The organism is Streptomyces sp. NL15-2K, from assembly GCF_030551255.1.
GTDB lineage: Bacteria > Actinomycetota > Actinomycetes > Streptomycetales > Streptomycetaceae > Streptomyces.
Genome location: NZ_CP130630.1, coordinates 1,705,077 through 1,722,447 on the forward strand (window position 1 = coordinate 1,705,077; position 17,371 = coordinate 1,722,447).

General features: G+C 67.8%; 10 protein-coding genes and 5 pseudogenes. 9 read left to right on the forward strand and 6 right to left on the reverse strand.

From position 1 onward, the window contains the following. Positions 1–474: 474 nt before the first annotated feature. From Q4V64_RS07070 to Q4V64_RS07095, 6 genes and pseudogenes are all read left to right on the forward strand, one after another. Complete coding sequence (locus Q4V64_RS07070) at positions 475–1,578, forward strand: hypothetical protein (protein ID WP_124444188.1); 1,104 nt, start codon at positions 475–477, stop codon at positions 1,576–1,578. Positions 1,579–1,663: 85 nt separating this feature from the next. Beyond that, positions 1,664–3,244: a hypothetical protein gene (locus tag Q4V64_RS07075; protein WP_124444187.1), complete on the forward strand. Its 1,581-nt coding sequence runs from the start codon at positions 1,664–1,666 to the stop codon at positions 3,242–3,244. A gap of 68 nt (positions 3,245–3,312) precedes the next feature. Then, positions 3,313–3,561 (forward strand): hypothetical protein, encoded by a 249-nt coding sequence (locus tag Q4V64_RS07080; protein ID WP_124444186.1) that lies wholly within the window; start codon positions 3,313–3,315, stop codon positions 3,559–3,561. Positions 3,562–3,798: 237 nt separating this feature from the next. Next, a pseudogene (locus Q4V64_RS07085) lies at positions 3,799–4,107 on the forward strand (hypothetical protein); the annotation flags it as partial. Between the two features lie 313 nt (positions 4,108–4,420). Beyond that, positions 4,421–5,228, forward strand: a pseudogene (locus tag Q4V64_RS07090) (IS5 family transposase). A gap of 47 nt (positions 5,229–5,275) precedes the next feature. Next, a pseudogene (locus tag Q4V64_RS07095) lies at positions 5,276–6,057 on the forward strand (IS5 family transposase). Between the two features lie 29 nt (positions 6,058–6,086). On the opposite strand, the gene Q4V64_RS07100 reads toward Q4V64_RS07095, so the two are convergent. Together Q4V64_RS07100 and Q4V64_RS07105 are read right to left on the reverse strand one after the other, a co-directional pair. Continuing rightward, on the reverse strand, positions 6,087–6,566 hold the full coding sequence (locus Q4V64_RS07100) for a hypothetical protein (RefSeq protein ID WP_124444185.1): 480 nt from the start codon (positions 6,564–6,566) through the stop codon (positions 6,087–6,089). A 201-nt stretch (positions 6,567–6,767) separates the two neighbouring features. Continuing rightward, a complete protein-coding gene (locus tag Q4V64_RS07105) occupies positions 6,768–8,171 on the reverse strand; it encodes a helix-turn-helix domain-containing protein (RefSeq protein WP_253267337.1) in 1,404 nt (467 codons plus the stop codon). Positions 8,172–8,377: 206 nt separating this feature from the next. On the opposite strand from Q4V64_RS07105, the pseudogene Q4V64_RS07110 reads away from it, so the two are divergent. From Q4V64_RS07110 to Q4V64_RS07120, 3 genes and pseudogenes are all read left to right on the forward strand, one after another. Beyond that, positions 8,378–8,551: pseudogene (locus Q4V64_RS07110) on the forward strand (DDE-type integrase/transposase/recombinase); the annotation flags it as partial. Positions 8,552–8,603: 52 nt separating this feature from the next. Next, the gene (locus tag Q4V64_RS07115) at positions 8,604–8,798 is read left to right on the forward strand and encodes a hypothetical protein (protein WP_124444183.1); all 195 of its coding nucleotides are present in this window, start codon (positions 8,604–8,606) and stop codon (positions 8,796–8,798) included. Positions 8,799–8,828: 30 nt separating this feature from the next. Continuing rightward, positions 8,829–9,047: pseudogene (locus tag Q4V64_RS07120) on the forward strand (AbfB domain-containing protein); the annotation flags it as partial. 310 nt (positions 9,048–9,357) lie between these two features. Here the strand turns inward: Q4V64_RS07120 and upp are convergent. The 4 genes from upp to Q4V64_RS07140 are packed head-to-tail and all read right to left on the reverse strand — an operon-like array spanning position 9,358 to position 17,279. Then, positions 9,358–10,062 carry a uracil phosphoribosyltransferase gene (gene upp, locus Q4V64_RS07125; RefSeq protein WP_253267348.1) on the reverse strand — a complete coding sequence of 235 codons (705 nt, stop codon included), beginning with the start codon at positions 10,060–10,062 and terminating at the stop codon, positions 9,358–9,360. A 49-nt stretch (positions 10,063–10,111) separates the two neighbouring features. Beyond that, entirely contained in the window at positions 10,112–12,067 is a 1,956-nt protein-coding gene (locus Q4V64_RS07130; protein WP_253267336.1) for an HAD-IA family hydrolase, read from the reverse strand. Next, positions 12,064–13,020, reverse strand: coding sequence for a pseudouridine-5'-phosphate glycosidase (locus tag Q4V64_RS07135; protein WP_124444182.1), 957 nt, complete (start codon positions 13,018–13,020; stop codon positions 12,064–12,066). The genes Q4V64_RS07130 and Q4V64_RS07135 overlap by 4 nt, the downstream gene beginning before the upstream one ends. Before the next feature lie 56 nt (positions 13,021–13,076). Beyond that, a complete protein-coding gene (locus Q4V64_RS07140) occupies positions 13,077–17,279 on the reverse strand; it encodes an amino acid adenylation domain-containing protein (RefSeq protein WP_124444181.1) in 4,203 nt (1,400 codons plus the stop codon). Between the last annotated feature and the right edge of the window lie 92 nt (positions 17,280–17,371).

Consider the following 17,371-nt stretch of genomic DNA (forward strand, 5'->3'; position numbering starts at 1 on the left):
TGTAAATGAGGACAACCACCGCGAAGCCCTTGAGGCTTGTTGAGAGCCGGGTGCGGTGACAAGTCGCATGCCCGGTCCGGGAAGCGGCTCCGGGGAAACGGACCGGTCGAAAAACCGGCACCGCGCCCCGGGCCGACTTCACCATCCCGCACCGTGTCGCTGATGCGCGTGAGGGGTGATCCTGCCCGTCACGATCCCCGGAAAAGCTGTCACGCCCCCTTCAACACGTCCGCGTGTGTCCGATTTACAGGCTCGCACGCTGCCCTTCCACGGCCGTCTGCAGCCCCTTGCCCCAAAAAGATCCCTCACAGAATCCCGGCCGCTGCGTCCTTTGGACACGGGCCGGGTCATTCGTCGTCGAGGTATGTGCACCGCTGAAAGGAAGAACGGTTGAGAACGCACGGAAACAACAGATACAGATACCGCAGATACCGACGGCTGAGGGCTCCGCTGTCCGTACTGGCAGCCGGCGGAATGTTAACGGGACTGCTGCAGGCGACCGCCTGGGCGGACGACCCCGCTTCCCCGGCCGCGTCGTCGTCTGCCAAGCCCACGCCCGACTCGGTCCCGGCCGGTGACCGTGCCGAGGTACTGGGCGAGGAATACAAGAAGTCGGCGGACGTCGCCTGGACCACGACCGGTGACGCGCAAGGCTTCCACCTGCTGACCGCGACGGAGAAGAGCGGTTACGCGTGGAAGACCCTCGCCTCGCTGGCCGAGCCCGGGTTCGACGCCGACCAGTGGATCGGTAACGCGTGCGTCACCGGCTCCGGGAAGCGCGCCGTCGTCGTCTACGCGCCGCGCACCTTCACCAACGACCCCCGGCTGATGGCCCGGGGCGGGTTCACCGCTGTGGTGGACCTGGTGACCGGCGCGGTGTCGAAGCTGAACGTCAACGCGTCGCTGTCCTACTTCAACCCGGGCTGCGGCACGGGCGAGGAGGCGGTGCTGACGCAGTCGCCGGGTGAGGACAAGAAGCAGACCCGGCTGATCCACGTCGATGCCGCGACGGGCAAGCTGAGCACGCCCGTCACCGTCACCGGTCAGGTCACCTCCTCGGTCCCGGCCGGCGGCGGGAAGGTCGCGGGTGCCGTCGGACGGACGCTCGTCGAGATCGACGCCAAGGGCGAGAAGAAGAAACTTGCGACGACGGGCACCGTGCCCTACCGCATCAGCAAGGACAGCGACGGCGGTTACGTCTTCCTCGAGCGCGTGCAGCGCGACAGCCTCAACCAGGGCGAGACCGCTCTGGTGCGCCGCTGGGCGGACAAGAAAATAACCGGGCTGGGCTCGGGACCTCTGGCCGACACCGGCCTGACCCGGCGGGCCGGCCAGGTGTACCTGACCGGCAGTGTGAAGGCGGCGAAAAGCCTGCCGAGGACGGTCACGCGACTGGCCGGTGCGGACAAGGACGCCACGCTGTCCACCAAGGGCGAGGCGATCGTCCAGCACACGGTGTGGGCGGACGGCAAGGGCTCGCCTGAACGCGGGCACGTTCTCCCTCGACTTCGGCGATGGAGAGGCCGGGCTGGCCCACGACGGCCAGTCGATCATCGGCACTTGGCCCGCGAAGGTTGACCTGCATCAGCTCGGCGCCGGCTTCGGCGGTCACTTCTACTTTGGCCACACCCGGCAGAACGACGCCAAGGGCCAGCGGCTGAAGATGACGGCCACCTGGAAGCTGAACCAGACGGTCGACGGTGCGGCCAGGGTATGGGTGCACTTGCCCGATCACGGGGCGCAGACCAAGTACGCGGAGTACAAGGTGGCCACGAAGTACGGCACCAAGACCCGCGTGGTCTCCCAGCCCGGCAGCGGCAACCGCTGGGTGTCCATCGGCGCCTTCATGTTCGACGCCGCACCGGTCGTGAACCTGTCCACCATCACCAGGGATGGCACCGGCGACCAGGACGTCGCTTTCGACGCGATCGCCGTACAGCCGATCAGCGGCCGATACGTCAAGGACACCGTCGAGGCGATCGCGTTCTTCGACGAGGACCAGAACGTCGACACCGATCCGGCGAGCACAATGTTCTTCGACACGCCGTTCAAGGACAGGCAGTCCCTCTACGACTGGGGGATCAAGACCTCCAAGGCCGTGCTCGACCTGCCCACTTGCATCGACAGCCCATCCACAGGGTGTGTGAAGCCCGAGACCAAGGCCGCCATGGGCACCTGGAACACCTGGATCAGAGAATCGGGCACTCACCCGACCGAGCATCCGGACGGCAAGAGCATCCCCGCCTGGATGCACTACTCCAACCGGTACCAGGACCGTCCCGGCGGCACCAAGCCGTCGTACTTCGACACCAACGACAGCACCTATAAGATCAAGAGCAAGGCCACGGTCAGCTATATCGCCGCCGACGACGGCACGGTGATCGAGGGCAGCGAGGACGTCGACTACGACTCCCGGACCGCGGACACACACCTGCCGGACTTCGTGATGGACACCTTCAAGGCCATCCAGAGGGACTACGGCATTGCGCCGCCCGATCTGAACTACTCGGCCGTGGACCTCAACGAACATGACGGACGCACGGTCACCACGGACACCAATACGTCGGGGATCATCCCGGGCCGCGCGTATGCGCCTGTTGGACACAAGCCTGGGATCACCAACACCAGCGGGTACGCCGCCTCCGGCGCCGACGGCAAGTGCGTCGCCGCCACTTACACAGCTGGCGGCTCCATCGGTTACCGGCCGATGCTGGGGGTCTCCAAGGTGGACTCCGAGGTCGCGGCGTGGCGGGGCCGAGCTTCAACGTCGGGCACGGTGGTACCCCAGGCCGTGCGTTCTCTGATGGGCGAGATCTACAACGCCTTCTTCAAGACCGGCGTCACGGGATCGATCTTCACCCAGTCGCCACCCATCTGGCAGGAGCTCAACTTCATCTCCTGCTCCGACGGCAAGATCCGCAAGCGGTACAGCGAGAACTCCAGCAGCGCGATCCTGCGCTCCAGCTTCATGCCGAACCAGTACCTTTACCGCAATGGCGAGTCGATGAAGCTGGACGGAGGGATGGTCATGTCATCCGAGCCGGTCATCACCGGTGACTTCCAGTCCTTCAGCCGAGTCGCGGCCGTCAACGGCAACGACACACCCTACGGATACTGCGACCAGCTCTCCGGGCATGGTGGCAATCCCTGGGGCATCGACCTCTCCGATGGGCCGGGTGTGAACCGCGCGGGCAAGACCTGCTTCGACCTTTCGAGCGGGGACTCCGCCTACAACGTGGGGTGATGCGAAACTGACCTGGGAGGGGGTGCTCCACGCTCCCTCCCAGGTGTCCTGCCAAGGAGCGCAACGTCATGGTCTTGATATCGATCGTTTTCCTCGTCGTGTGGGTGGTGTTCTCGCTCCTCGGTTTCTGGAAGCTCAGCGACCCGAAGCGCCAGGTGGTGTTCTCAGGCACCTTGCTCGTCATCGCTGCAGGGATCACCCTCGGCGTACTGCGCAACGTTCCGCTCGGGGCGGCCGTCTTCGGTATCGGCGTCATCGCGGCACTGGTGCGCATCTCACGCGCATGGCGCCATCTGCCCATCAACCGTCCGCACTGACGGGGCAACGCCCCTACCCCTGCACGGCACCCGTGCCTCTTTGGCCAGGAACCTCATCTGCGGGGGCAAGAGAATGTCGCTGGACAATTGACCCGCCAACAACCTGCACCCGGAGGAAAGTTCGCCGAGGTCGCCCGACCCCTCGGTATCAGCGACCTGTCCGAGCTCACTGTAGCTCGCAGGCGCCGCCGAGCTGAGGCCGAGTTGGCCATCCACCGCCGGGCCGCCGTCGGAGTCTTCCACATGCACTTCACGCCCACCTACTCGTCCTGGCTCAACCAGGGCGAGCGATGGTTCGGCCTCCTGACCGACAAGAAGATACGACGCGGAGTCCACAAGAACCTCCAGGCCCTGGAACGGGACATCCGCGCCTGGATCGCACAGTGGAACGACGACCCGAAGCCCTTCGTCTGGACGAAGGACGCCGACGAAATCCCGCAGCGTCTCGCCGCATATCTTGATCGAATTCCCGGCGCAGGACACTGGACTAGGACGTGTTTGAGATGTCGATCAACGCAGCCCAGGAGCGGGAGCCGCCGAGAGTGACGCCATAGAGGCCTGGAAGGGCGGCCTACACGGGCGGCACTGGTTTCGAGGAACACCTGGTCTGAGTGGGAGGACGAGATTCTCTGGCAGACAGGGGTTCCGGTCTGGGGAAGCGGACGACGATGCTTCGGACGGGGTGGACCGCAATATGGCCGGGAATATGATTTCGCCGGTGTAGCGGTAGATCTGGTTGTAGTGGGTTCTGCATCGCGTTCCGTCTAGATAATTTCCATCTTTAAGAACTCGTAACACGATCTTGTTGAGGTGTGCTGGTCGGGCGTGACCTGTACGACGATTGCGCCGTTCGTGAGATGTGGGGAATCGGCCGTGGATCGTGGATGACGAACTGTGGGCCCTGATCGAGCCGTTGCTGCCACCCTGGCCGCAGAAGGCTCCCGGCCCGAAGCCGGTGGATGACCGGCTGTGCCTGCAGGGCATCTTGTACGTGCTCTACAACGACGTCAGCTGGCAACTGCTACCGCGGAGCTGGGGTTCGGCTCCGGGCAGACCTGCTGGCGCCGACTCGGTCGGTGGCAGCAGGCTGGCGTCTTCGAGAAGCTGCACCGCATGCTGCTCGCCGAGCTGCATGCGGCCGATGAACTGGACTGGTCGCGGGCCTGCGTGGATGCCTCCCACATCCGCGGGAAAAAGGGGGCGAGGCCACCGGCCCGTCGCCGGTCGACCGGGGGAAGACGGGTAGTAAGCACCATTTGATCTGCGGCGGCAGGGGAACGCCGTTCAAGGTCATCACCACCGCGGCCAACGTCAACGACGTCACGCAGACCCTGGTCCTGGTCGACGGCATCCCGCCCGTGGCCGGCAAACCCGGCCGCCCGCGCAGGCGTCCCGACGCCCTGCTCGGCGACAAGGGATACGACAGCAATCCCAACCGGCGTGAGCTGCGCAGGCGCCGGATCCTGCCGGTGATCTCCCGCAAGGGCGCCCCGAACATCAAGGACCTGGGCAAGCTCCGCTACGTCGTCGAGCAGACCTTCTCGCTCCTGCACTACTTCAAGCGGCTGGCCGTCCGCTGGGAAAGACGCCTCGACCTGCACGACGCCCTCGTCTCCCTGACCTGTGGCCTCATCTGCTGGAGACGCCTCAAGAAGGCCCGCCCGTGATCCTGTTACGAGCTCTAAGCGATCTCTCCGATGCCCGCTGGGCGTTGATGGAACCGACCTTGACGGCCTGGCGGGCCGAGCGGCAGAAGACCTCGCTCAACCTTGGCGGAAAGGTCACTGACCTGCGAGAAGTCATGAACGCGATCCTCTTCCTCAACCGGACCGGCGTCCCCTGGCGCTACCTGCCCCACGACTTCCCGCCGCACACCACCGTGTTCGGCTACTTCAGCGCCTGGACCGCGGACGGCACCATCGAGAAACTCGGCCTCCACCTGCACCGGATGGTCCGTGAGCAGGTAGGACGAACGGCCAACCTACCGCCTGCGTCATCGACGCCCAGAGCGTCAAGACCGCTATCAGCGTGCCCACCGACACTCAGGGCACCGACGCCGGCAAGAAGATCGTCGGCCGCAAACGCAGCATCGTCGTCGACACTCTCGGCCTGTTACTGCTGGTCATGGTGACCGCCGCCAGCGTCTCGGACAACGAGGCCGGCATGCAGCTCCTCACCCGCGTCGCCGCCGACCACCCCACCATCAGCAAGGCATGGGTCGACACCGGCTACAAGAAGAAGGCGATCGAGCACGGCGCCGCCCTAGGCGTCGACGTCGACGTCGTCCCACGAAACGAGCAGGTCAAAGGCTTCTCCGTCATCCCACGGCGGTGGGTCGTGGAGCGGAGCTTTGGATGGATCATGATGCATCGCCGCCTCGCCCGCGGCTATGAGACCAAACCGGCGCACTCCGAGAGCATGATCCGCCTCGCGATGATCTCCAATCTCACGAAACGAGCAACGGGCGAAACGCCCATAACTTGGCACAACCCATGAACTATCAGGTCTGCAACCGGAACGTCTTCTCAGGAGTAGGGGTTGTGTCGCTTGGGACCGCGCACGCAGGTGTTCTCCCAGCCCCAGTCGTCATTGCAGACGATCACCCGCGCCCAGACGATCATTCCGCCCGCGATGTGGTCGTAGGAGCCGCCTTCCGCGTGGCCGGTGCCGCCCCAGCAGCCCTCGCCCCAGGCGGTTGTGTCGTCGATGTCCACAACCCCGTTGTAGTGACCCACTTCCAGCCGCGTATAGACGTTGTTGCCGTCGCACGATTGGTCGTTGGCGTAGGTCCAGATGGAGTCGATCGTGCTGTCTCCGGTGAATTCGAACCACGCGCCGCCCCACCCGAAGTCCGCAAAGGCCTCCGAGTTCACGTCGTCCGAGGACGCCTGCTGCGCGCGCACCGCCGCGGCGCTGGTGTCGGTCTGCGGCTGGGCCTGTGCTGCCTGGGCCGTGGACAGCAGCAACGTGGCTGCCAAAGTCGTCAGGAGCCAGGATTTACGCATCCGCTCTTCTCCTCCCGTGTGGTGCGCCGCATCCCATTGCGGCGCATGGTTGTCCGGTCTTGAGGGGTGAGCGGCCGCGGCGCACGCATGCTTTCCCCTGGGAAGCACGACAGCGCGACGGAATTCCGCTGCTCGGCGGCATGGATTCTCGCCGCCGGTTGCCGGTGAATCCGGTCTCGGCAACCCCCGATGATTCGTACGTCATGTGACGTTAGGGGGCCTCACATGCCTCGGCCACCGTGCACGGTGCTCACCTTTGCGCGTCTTGTGTGCACGGAGCTCAGTCGGGACGTTTGCACTGATGTGCAGCGCGTGCACCACGTCGTGGATGCCGCTGCCCGTGGTCAGCAGGTCGACGCCCAGTGCGGTCTCGGCCGTCCGCAGATGCGCCCGGACTGTGTTGCGGCTGATGGCCAGGTGGCTGGCGGCCTGCGATGCATCGGCGTTGGCGTCGATCCACGCCTGCAGGGTGCGGCGATGCCGGATGCCGAGGGGGCGCAGAACGGTCCGGGCCCACGCCACGGCGGCTTCACTGCACAGCAACTCGCCCAGGCAGGGCGGAGGTTGGTGGACACCCGGGGAGGAGTCCGCAGGGGAACCGCTGATGGCGAGGGCCAGGTGGACCGCGGCGCGCGAACGGACGTCCGTGAGATCCAGGCCCAGGGCCTTCTCCGCGTGTCCGATGTGTGCGGCCACGGTGTTGCGGCTGAGGCCGAGAAGGCGGGCCACGCCGGATCGGGGCAGGGTCAAAGCCAGTCGGGTGACATCGGCACTGACCTTCGGGACGGCCTCCAATGGTCGTAGGAGCGCATCGGACCAGTCATGGGCAGCCGGGCGCGGAAGGATACCGGCGAGGGGAGTGCGGCCGTGGTAGTGAGCCACGCGGTCTGGGGCGGAACGGGCGGCGGCCAGCGCGTGCAGCGCCTCGCTGTAGGCCGCGGCCGTCGCATCGAGGGGGTGCGCGCCGCTGATACCGAGTGCGCAGCGTGGATCATTACGGACGAGGCGGCGCAGGGTGTCGCTCAGTCCGTGCGGGGAGCCGGCAGATCCATGCGGGAGTTCTCCGTCGGCGATCAGGCAGATCAGGTGCTCCTTGATGACAGGACAGTGCACCATGAGCCCCGAACCGTGATAGCCGGACGGATCTTGATGCAAGCGGCTGATCCGGTCGCGGTCTCGAGGTGGGCAGCGCAGCAGGTGGATGCGGAGCCGGTCGGCCTCGAGCAAAGGCGGAACCGCACCGGCCGTCATCCTGCGCGCGAGCAGCGGTCCACCCGCCATCAGCGCGTGCAGCACCGCGAACCGCACCTGACGCGCCTTGTGCTGATAGCTGTGCAGGACGCGGTCGCCGTTCTCGGCGCGGAGCAGCAATGTGAGCACGCCGGCGGTGTGAGCGGTCAACGCGACGGTATCCGGGGAAGGTTCTGCGCGGTCGGCCACCACGAGTACCGGGCGCGGCTCCTGCGGCCCGAGAGCCTCGCACCGCACATGCAGCTGCTCGGCCTCCGTCGCGGCCGAGGCCAGTGATCCGTCGGACAGCCGCGTGAACAGTGGCGCGAGCGCGGGCAGGACCTGCTGCGGGAAGGCCGTAGTCGCTGCTTCCATCCTGTCTCCGCCGGCGGAGACCAGCGCAGCCTCTGCACCGGTCTGCCGATGCAGCAACTCCAGGAACCTCCGAGCGTTGCACGTGTCTGCCCCCGACATCTGATGCCGTACCTCGCGCAGCAGACCGTCCAGTTCCGCGCCCTGTCCGCGCCCCGTCCTATCTGTCATGCCCCTGGTGTACCCCGCAGCAGCAGCCACACTTCAGGGATGGTCAGTTCCTCTATCTGGCAACGGGGTTGGACCTGCATTCCAGGCGGCTTGCGGGCTGGTCGATCGCCGACCACATGCGCACCGGGCTGGTCACCGACGCCCTCAGATCCGCAGCCCGTACTCGCGGCGGAACCCTTGACGGGGCGATATTCCACAGCGACAACGGCGCCCGGGGCGGATTCAACCGGTCGTCGCAACACCTCGAGAATCCGGAGGTGCGCGATGGGACGAGGTAAGCAGCAGAAGGTGCCGGAGGCGCCCGCGGATGCGCGACGCCAGTGGACCGCCACGTGGATCGCGGACTTCTACAACACGAAACGCCGTCACAGCGCGGCCGGCGGGAAGCCCCCCGTCGAGTTCGAACGGATCATCCAGGAAGCGCGAGCCCGGACCGATCAGAAAGGCCGGGCCGCATAACCAACGTCTCTACGAAACCCGGGGATTGACAACTACGACTTCCAGCTGGTCTGCAACGACGGCAGCAGTCAGTTCGCCGCGGACGCCACCTTCCGCCAGGTCGCCGGCCTCGCCGACTCGACCTGGTCGTCGTTCCAGTCCTACAACTACCTCGACCGCTACATCCGCCACTACGCCTACCAGCTGCGCCTCGACCCGATCACCACCGCGACGGGACGCGGCGACGCCACCTTCCGCGTGACGAGCTGACACGCGGGCTACGACGACGGGGGCGCCCGGTGCTGGTCAGACGCTGACGCTGTCGGGGATCTTGGGGATCCCCGGCGGGGCAGCGTGATCAACGCCGCCCTGGGCTCTCGCCCGCCCAGCCGGCCACCGTCTGTGTGCCGCGGTTTCTGCTCGGTCCGTCGGACCGGCAGCCGGTCGGGGACGTGTGGCCCCTTCTCAGCTCTGCAAGGGCGCCGGGTGTGAGGTTTACGGCGACCTGACGGAGCATGCCACCGGAGTCCGGTGAGGAGTGCCTCGCCTGACTCCGGTGCCTACCGGCCTCTTCCGGTGCCTAGCGGTTCGTTCCGAAGTAGCGGTCGCCGAAGTCGCCTATACCGGGGAGCATGTACGCGTCCTCGCTCAGCCCCTCCTCGATGGCGGACGTCACGATCCGGACCCCGGGGTAGCGCTCGCACACGGCGGTGATGCCCTCCGCCACGGTAATGAAGTTGACGAAGACGATGTGCTCCTCCGGTACGCCGAGCTCGCGCAGGACCTCGATGGCGGCGAGCGCGGTGCCGCCGGTCGCCAGCATCGGGTCGAGCAGGAGGACGTGGCGGTCGGCGATGTCGTCGGGGAGTTTCGTGTAGTAGAGGTGCGGTTGTTTGGTCGTCGGGTCCCGCTGGATGAGGATCTTCCCGATCCTGACCCCGGGGACCACCGCGCGCAGTTCGGCCTCCATGCTCTCGCCGGCGCGGATGATCGGCACTCCGACCAGTCCGCGCGCGAAGCGTAATCCCCGGTACGTGCTGCCCACGGGCGTGGTGACCTCGTACGGCTCGAAGGGCAGGAGGGCCAGGGCCGCCTCGATCAGCAGCCGGATGATGCGGCCGGCGTAGAAGACGAAGTCCTCGCGGTCGGCGTCGCGGTCGCGGACGACCGTGTGCAGGGCGCGCAGTTGGTCGGTCTGCGGGAGCAGGTGGACGTTGCGGTCCAGGTACGTCTGAAGCGTGGGCGTGGGCGCGGTTGTCGTCTTGGGTACGGTCGCAGTCGCGATGGTCATGTCCGGCTCCTCGTACGAAGGTGGGGGCTGGTCGGGGGGCTGGTCAGTCGACGGGCGGCTGTTCGAAGGTCGCGGGCAGTTCGGGTGTCGCGGTGAACTGGCCTGCGGCGACGCGGTAGATGGACCTGCCGCCCGTGCGGTGCCACATCGCGCGCATCACGTAGACGAGCTTCGGGTTGTGCTCTTCCTCCTCCTCCACGGCTCGTGCGACCAGCCAGTCCCACTCGCGGGCCCAGCGCGGGTCGGTGACGTCGTCCACGGCCATGTCGGTGTCGAAGAGGCTGTCGAGCGCCGTCAGCTTTCCGGGCCGGGCGAAGTGGCCGCGGGAGAACAGGACACCGAGGATGCCGGTCCAGTAGCACTTCACCGCCTCGGAGCGCTGCTCGGCGGGGAGGGCGTCCGCGATGTGCCGCATCGCGTGCAGCGCGGTCATGAGGTGCAACAGGAGGAAATCACCCGGTTCCGCCAGGTAGAGGAGGGTGACCAGGTAGGCGAGCTGGTCCCAACTGGCGTCGGTGTCCTGGTCGGTGACCCAGGCGGGGGTCTCGTAGATCCGGGGGTGGCCTTCGCCGAGCGTCCGGGCGATCCGGGACTGCAGTCCGGACCTGAGCAGCTCGGGGTGGATGTCGGCGGTCGTGTCGTCGACCACGTTCTGCACCCAGGCTCCGAGCTGCTGTCGGTTGTCCTCCCAGTAGCGGGCGATACGCAGCAGGGAGTCCTTGGGCCGCTCCGCGCCGTACGCGTCGTGGACGGCGGCGCGCTCGGGGTGGCAGTCGACGTGGGCGAAGGCGAGGTAGGCGATGCCCTCGATGGCCATCCAGCGGTTGCCGGAGTCCAGCGCCCAGCCCAGGTGGATGGTCGCGTGCTGGAGGGCGCCGACCCAGCCGGAGAGCAGACGCGGCAGGTAACGCCGCAGCATCTCCGGCATTCCCAGTTCCCGTTCGCGCCGGTCGAAGAACTCGCAGTGGGCGGCGAAGTCCTGGCGTTTTCCGATGAGTTGGAGCCAGTTGTCGTCCTCGATGGTCTGCTGGGGCGCCCGGGCCGGCTCCACGGGGCAGCCGTACGGGGTGAGCTTGACGTAGTTGTCGTGGTAGGCCTTGATCCGCTCCGGGGCCACGCCGAGGCCGGCCAGGGCGACGACGGCATGCTTCACGTGGTTGGTGAGGTGACCGTTGAACTCGATGTGGTAGGTACGGTCGTTCAGCATGTCCTCGACCAACGTGTTCCCGGCCGGGCCGCTGTCGGGCAGTGTGGCGAGGATCCGGTCGACGACGTCGGGGAACGTCTCGGCGACGAACGTCGGGCGGGCCGCCTCCAGTTCCGCCCGCGAGTGCACTCCGTAGGTGACCGCGACCGAGGCGATGCCCGCCGCCTCGGCCATCCGCAGGTCGTGGGTTGTGTCGCCGACCATCACGGCGTGCTCGGGGCGGGCGTCCAGCCGTTCGAGGATCAGGAGTCCCGGCTCCGGGTGCGGTTTGGGGTGGGTGACGTCGTCGGCGCCGATCAGGACGGTGATCAGGTCGCGCAGGCCGGCCGCGGTCAGCAGCGCGTCGGCACTGGCGTGGAACTTGCTCGTGGCCACCGTCAGCACGACTCCTCCGCGGCGCAGTTCGTCGAGCCCCTCGGCGACGCCGGGGAAGACCAGCGACCGGGCGCGGGGCAGGATGACCGTGCGGAACGCCTCCTGGTAGCGGGCGACGCCCTCGGTGACCTGGGGATCGTCCTGTGGCACGCCCAGCAGCTTGCCGAACGCCTGCTCAAGGGGCAGGCCGATGGTCGCCCGGACGTCCGCCGGGTCCCGGGGGGCCGCGCCCATTGCCTCGAAGGCGACGGCGAACGCTTCCACGATCGCCCGCGGCGAGTCGACGAGCGTGCCGTCCAGGTCGAACATCGCCACACGGGTCACAGCAGCCGCCTCCTGGGCCAGAACATGGGCCTGAACGTGGGTCTGGGTCTGGGAGTGAGTCTTGGGCTGGTTCGGGGTGCGGGGCGGTTTCACCGGTCGTTCTCCTCGCGTCGCAGGCGGGCGTGGGCCGCGGCGAGCCGGCCGCCGACCTCCGCCGTGTGGATGAGTACGGCCATGTTGGCCAGCGCGGACCGTCCCTCGGTGGCCCGGTCCACGGCACGCATCACGTACTTCGTGACGGCGCCGCCCCGCACCCCGTCCGCCGAGGCGCCGTGCAGGGCCTCGGCGATGGCGGCCTCGATGTCCTGCCCGTCGATCGCGTCCTGGGGCCGGGTGGGGCTGGTGATGAGGACACCGCCAGGGTTGCCCAGCGCCCAATGGGTCTCGACGGCGCGGGCGATCAGGGCCTCGTCGTCCAGCCGCTGCGGGGCGCGCAGGCCGCTGGACCGACAGTAGAAGGCGGGGAAGTCGTCGTAGCCGTAGGAGATGACGGGGACGCAGTGGGTCTCCAGGAACTCCATGGTCAGGCCGAGATCGAGGATCTTCTTCGCGCCGGCGCAGACGACGGCCACCTTCGAGCGGGTGAACTGGATCAGGTCGGAGGAGACGTCCATGGTGGTCTCGGCGCCGCGGTGGACGCCGCCGATGCCCGCCGACGAGAAGAACGGGATACCGGCGAGTTCCGCCGCGACCAGCGAGGACGCGACGGTGGTGGCGCCCGCGGTGCCCGAGGCGAGGACGGCGGCCAGGTCCCTGCTGCTCACCTTGGGGATGCCCGGCGTGGCGGCGAAGCGCTCGATGTCCGCGTCGGTCATCCCGACCAGGATGCGGCCGTCGTCGATGCCGATGGTGGCAGGCACCGCGCCGCCTGACCGTACCGCTTCCTCCACCTTGCGGGCGGTGGCAGCGTTGTCGGGGTAGGGGAGGCCATGCGTGATGACGTTCGACTCCAGCGCCACCACCGGGTCGCCGTCGGCGAGCGCCGAGGCCACCTCGTCGGTGAACACCAGGGGCACCGGACGGTGTCCGCGTGCGGGGAGCGTCATGGGAAGGTCCTTACTGGAGTGGAGGATGGGGCGGGGTCCGGGCCGGCCGGGGTCGGTCAGTAGTTGGGCGTCTTGCGCAGGAGGCTCTGCCGGTCGACGATCTCGGGCACGTAGACCCGCTCGTTCCACAAGTCCTGGGTGACGGGTTCCAGGGCGATGGAGACGACATCCTCCTTGCAGCCGAAGGCGTTGCGCACGGCCGCCGTGACCGCGGTGACCAGTTCCCGTTCCTGCTCCTCGCTGATGGGCACCGGGAAGTGCTTGATGTTGATGTGGGGCACTCCGACCTCCTGGAGAAAGGCGTGGGCCGCCCGGTCCGCACGCGTGGCCGTGGCCGTGGTGGTGGCGATGGGGGCGGTGGCGTCGATCCGGTGGTTGACGAGCGCGGCGAGTTCGGTGGCGTACGGCTCGCGCAGCAGTTCGTAGTGGCCCGCCCGCAGTTGGTGGACGGCGGGCGGCCGGGCGGAGAAACCGCCCTGGCGCTCGCTGCGCTCGATGAACGAGTAGTTGTCGTCGACGGCCTTGACGAGCGTCATCGGGGTGTCGAGGCGCCGTCCGGTCAGCTCGTCGAACTCGTAGGTGAAGGAGTAGGTCTGCCGGACGACGCCGGTGACGGCCCGTACGAGCTCCTCCCTGAGACCGGGGAAACGTGCGGTGACGAAGACGACGAAGCCGTCCTCGTCCCTGACCGTCCGCAGGGCCTCGTCCAGTGCCGGGCCGCTGACCGTGCCGGCGAAGACGGAGAAGAGAATGGCGAGGAAGGCACGGTCGCCGAAGTCCGCCCGGCCGCCGGAGGCCTCGGCGTCCTGGGGGCGCAGCCGGGGCTGACCGGGGGCGACGAGGAACAGGTGCTCCACCCGCTCGCCGGCCTGTTCCAGCTGGTGCGCCGCCTCGAAGGCGACCCGGGCGCCGAACGAGTAGCCGCACAGGAGGTAGGGGCCGTGCGGCTGGATCTCCCGGATCGCCTCGATGTCCGCGGTCGCCATCTCCCGGACCGTGGCGTACGGGACCTCGCCCCTGTTGATGCCGTACGCCTGCACCCCGTGGACGGGCCGGCCGGTGCCCAGGGCGGTGGCCAGCGGGCGCAGGTTCATGGGGTAGCCGCCGAGGCCGGGCCAGCAGTGCAATGGGGTGCCGGTGCCCTCGGGCTGGAGCGGCACCAGCCGGGTCAGCGGCGCGGACGTGTCGGCGTCGAGGCGGGCGGCGAGCCGCTCGACGGTCGGGTCCTCGAACAGCACCTGGAGCGGGATCGTCCCGCCGAAGTCCGCGTTCAGCCGGCTGATGAGGGCCACGGCGAGCAGGGAGTTGCCGCCCAGTTCGAAGAAGTCGTCCACGACGGAGACCTGTTCGCGCTTGAGCACCGCCTGCCAGATATCGCGGACCCGGCGCTCCGAGCGGGTGCGGGGGGCGACGAACGCCCGTCCGGACAGGGCCAGTTCGGTCTGCTGCGACGCTTCGAGCGCCTGGTTGTCGATCTTCCCGTTGGCGGTGAGCGGCAGCCGGTCCAGGACGACGATCCGGTTGGGCACCATGTAGCGGGGCAGCAGTCCTGCCAGGTCCTCCTTGATCAGCTCGGCCGGTCCCTGCATGTGAACCGAGTCCTCCTTCATGTCCTCGCCGTGCAGCTGCTCGTCGCTGACGCGCCCGCCGACGAAGAAGTACGACGGTCCCGTGGGCAGCCCGCAGTCGGTGAGGATCCTGCTCAGCCGCTTGGCCGAGGGCAGGTCGTTGCCGGACCGGGAGCTGTAGCCCGAGGACATGAAGCCGAGGCCCAGGCCGTTCATCTGCAGGCGCTGGAGTTCGCGGCCCAGGTCGAGGTACTGCCGCCAGGAGTCGGGGCCGGCGGCGACGATACTGACGCCGAAGCCGGCCCGTTCGTAGACCCGCTGGTTGATGGCGATGACGTGCTTCTTGAGGACCACGTCGTCGGAGATGCGTACGAGGCCGCCGTCGGCGTACCGGTACAGGCCGGCCGGGAGGCCGTCGACCCGGCCGGAGTGGGCCTGGACGTAGACACCGAAGGCGTCCGTGGCGTCCATGGCGTCCACGGTGGTGGCTCCGGGCAGCAGCTCGAACGTGCCCAGGTAGTGGTCCTCGTCCGCGCAGTCGAGGCGGTCCTTGACGGTGGGGCGGTACTCCGTGGCCGCGATACGGAGGCCGTGGGCCGGCAGCACCTCCTCGAACAGGCCGACCATGTGCCCGGCCTCGATCTCCAGGACCTCGCGGATGTTGTTGCGGTAGACCGGTTCGATCGCCCTGTGCTTGCCGAGGAAGTGGATCCTCGCGTGGGGCGTGCCGGTGCCGGTGCCAGTGCCGGGGGCGGCCGGGTGGGCCGGGCCGATGAGCACCAGGTGGTGGTGGAGCGGGTGGTAGTAGTACAGGCCCGCGGGGATCTCGCCCACACCGCTGAGTTCGAGGTACATCTGCGTGGCGTAGAGGGAGCCGGGTGAGGCGTAGGCGTACTTGGGCAGCAGCCGCTGGTCACTGATGTGCTGGCCGAACTCCCGCAGGAGTACGCCGAGTTCGGCCCGGCTCAGGTCGGCGGGGGCACGCGCGGGGAGGCACGGCCGGGGACGCGGCGCCAGCAGTCGCAGGATGTCGTCCCGGCCGACCGCCCCGCCCTCGTAGAAACGGTAGGTCTTGCGGGCGAAGGCGCGGGCGCGCTGCTCGGGGGTGGCCTCGGCGCCGGCGAGTGCGACCACCGTACGGCCGTCGAGTTCGGCGTCGTCACGGCAGCCGGAGTGCGACAGCTGGGCCCTGACCTGGAGTCTGCTGCGCTTGGACTGGTGGTGGGAGCCATGGTTGCCCTGGTCCATCAGGGCGGCTTCCTTGGGGTTGAGTTCGACGAACGCCACCAGGTTCTGGAACCCGGTCGCCTCGTCGTCGCGGAGCAGGACGGCCGCGCCGCGGACCCAGTCGTGGGTCTCGACCGTCTGGCGGATCTCATCGAGTTCGACCCGGTAGCCGCGCAGCTTGACCTGGTTGTCGGCGCGGCCGACGAACTGGACGGTGCTGTCGGCGTTGAAGTGGGCCAGGTCGCCGGTGCGGTAGAGGCGGGCTTCGGGGGCGGCGGAGAAGGGATCGGCCACGAACCGGTCGGCGGTGAGGTCGGGGCGGCCGAGATAGCCGCGGGCCACCTGGATCCCGCCGATGTGCAGTTCGCCGACCTCGCCGATCGCGACCGGCTTCCCGTGCGGGTCCAGGATGTGGAAGGTGGTGGCGCTCACCGGTGTGCCGATCGGCATGGTGCGGGGTCCGTCGTCCACCGCCGTACGGTCCACGACGAAGGCCGAGGCGTTGATCGTGCACTCGGTCGGGCCGTAGAGGTTGACCAGGCGGGCCGTCGGCATGGTGTCGAGGCACTGGGCGGCGAGGCTCCGGGAGAGTGCCTCACCGCCGCTGAATATGTGGCGCAGGGACCGGCAGGCGGAGAGGTTCTCGGTGTCGAGGAGCGCCTGGAGGAGGGTGGGGACGCACTGGAGCGTGGTCACGCCGTGCCGCTGGATCGTGGCGATGATCGCCTCGGGGTCGCGGTAGACGCCGGAGGCTCCCATCACGACGGTGCTTCCGCAGGCGGGGGCGAGAATCTCCCACTGCGCCGCGTCGAAGCTCATGGGGGTCTTCTGGAGAATGATCTCGCTGTCGTCGATTTCGCGGTCGTCGTGCAGCCAGCGCATCTGACTGACGACGCTCCGGTGCTCGACCATCACACCCTTCGGCTTTCCGGTGCTGCCGGAGGTGTAGATGACGTAGGCGAGGTCCTCGGGCTGGGGAAAGGACAGCGAATCAAGGGTTTTCGTTGTCCCGTCCCCGTCCCCGACTCCGTCCCTGTCCCCTTCCGCTTTCCTGACCTCGTCGAGGGTGATAGCCCGCACTCCGGCCGGTGAAAGGTCCTGGAGTGCAGGCCGAAGTAATTCCTGGGTGAGGACTATTTCCACTCCGGCGTCCGCCATCATGTACGCGATTCGCTCGGCGGGGTATTCCGGGGAAAGCGGCACATAGGAGCCGCCGGCCCACAAGATTCCCCAGATGTTCGTCATCAGGTCGAGCGACGGCTCCATGAATACACCGACGCGGCTGTCCCGGGTCACACCGGCCCGCCTCAGGAACGCGCCCAGCTCGTGAGCTCGGTCGACGAGTTGAGCGAAGGTCAGACTCTCGTCCTCGTGAACGACGGCGATCCGGTCCGGCGAGAGGCGTGCCCGTTCGGCGAGGAGGCCGGTCAGGCAGGCGGTAGTGATACGTGTCATCGGCGTCATATCTGTGCTCATTGATTTCCCTTTTTCGCATGATCGGGGCACGGCGCTCCTGTGTATTGAGGTGCGCCGTCTCGAAAAACGGTTTTTCTGGA

Excerpts from the sequence above, each read along its gene's own strand:
- Q4V64_RS07105 (WP_253267337.1), bottom strand. The coding sequence starts at position 8,171 with ATGGAAGCAGCGACTACGGCCTTCCCGCAGCAGGTCCTGCCCGCGCTC.
- Q4V64_RS07100 (WP_124444185.1), bottom strand. The coding sequence starts at position 6,566 with ATGCGTAAATCCTGGCTCCTGACGACTTTGGCAGCCACGTTGCTGCTG.
- Q4V64_RS07115 (WP_124444183.1), top strand. The coding sequence starts at position 8,604 with ATGGGACGAGGTAAGCAGCAGAAGGTGCCGGAGGCGCCCGCGGATGCG.
- Q4V64_RS07135 (WP_124444182.1), bottom strand. The coding sequence starts at position 13,020 with ATGACGCTCCCCGCACGCGGACACCGTCCGGTGCCCCTGGTGTTCACC.
- Q4V64_RS07075 (WP_124444187.1), top strand. The coding sequence starts at position 1,664 with ATGACGGCCACCTGGAAGCTGAACCAGACGGTCGACGGTGCGGCCAGG.
- Q4V64_RS07070 (WP_124444188.1), top strand. The coding sequence starts at position 475 with ATGTTAACGGGACTGCTGCAGGCGACCGCCTGGGCGGACGACCCCGCT.
- Q4V64_RS07080 (WP_124444186.1), top strand. The coding sequence starts at position 3,313 with ATGGTCTTGATATCGATCGTTTTCCTCGTCGTGTGGGTGGTGTTCTCG.
- Q4V64_RS07140 (WP_124444181.1), bottom strand. The coding sequence starts at position 17,279 with ATGACGCCGATGACACGTATCACTACCGCCTGCCTGACCGGCCTCCTC.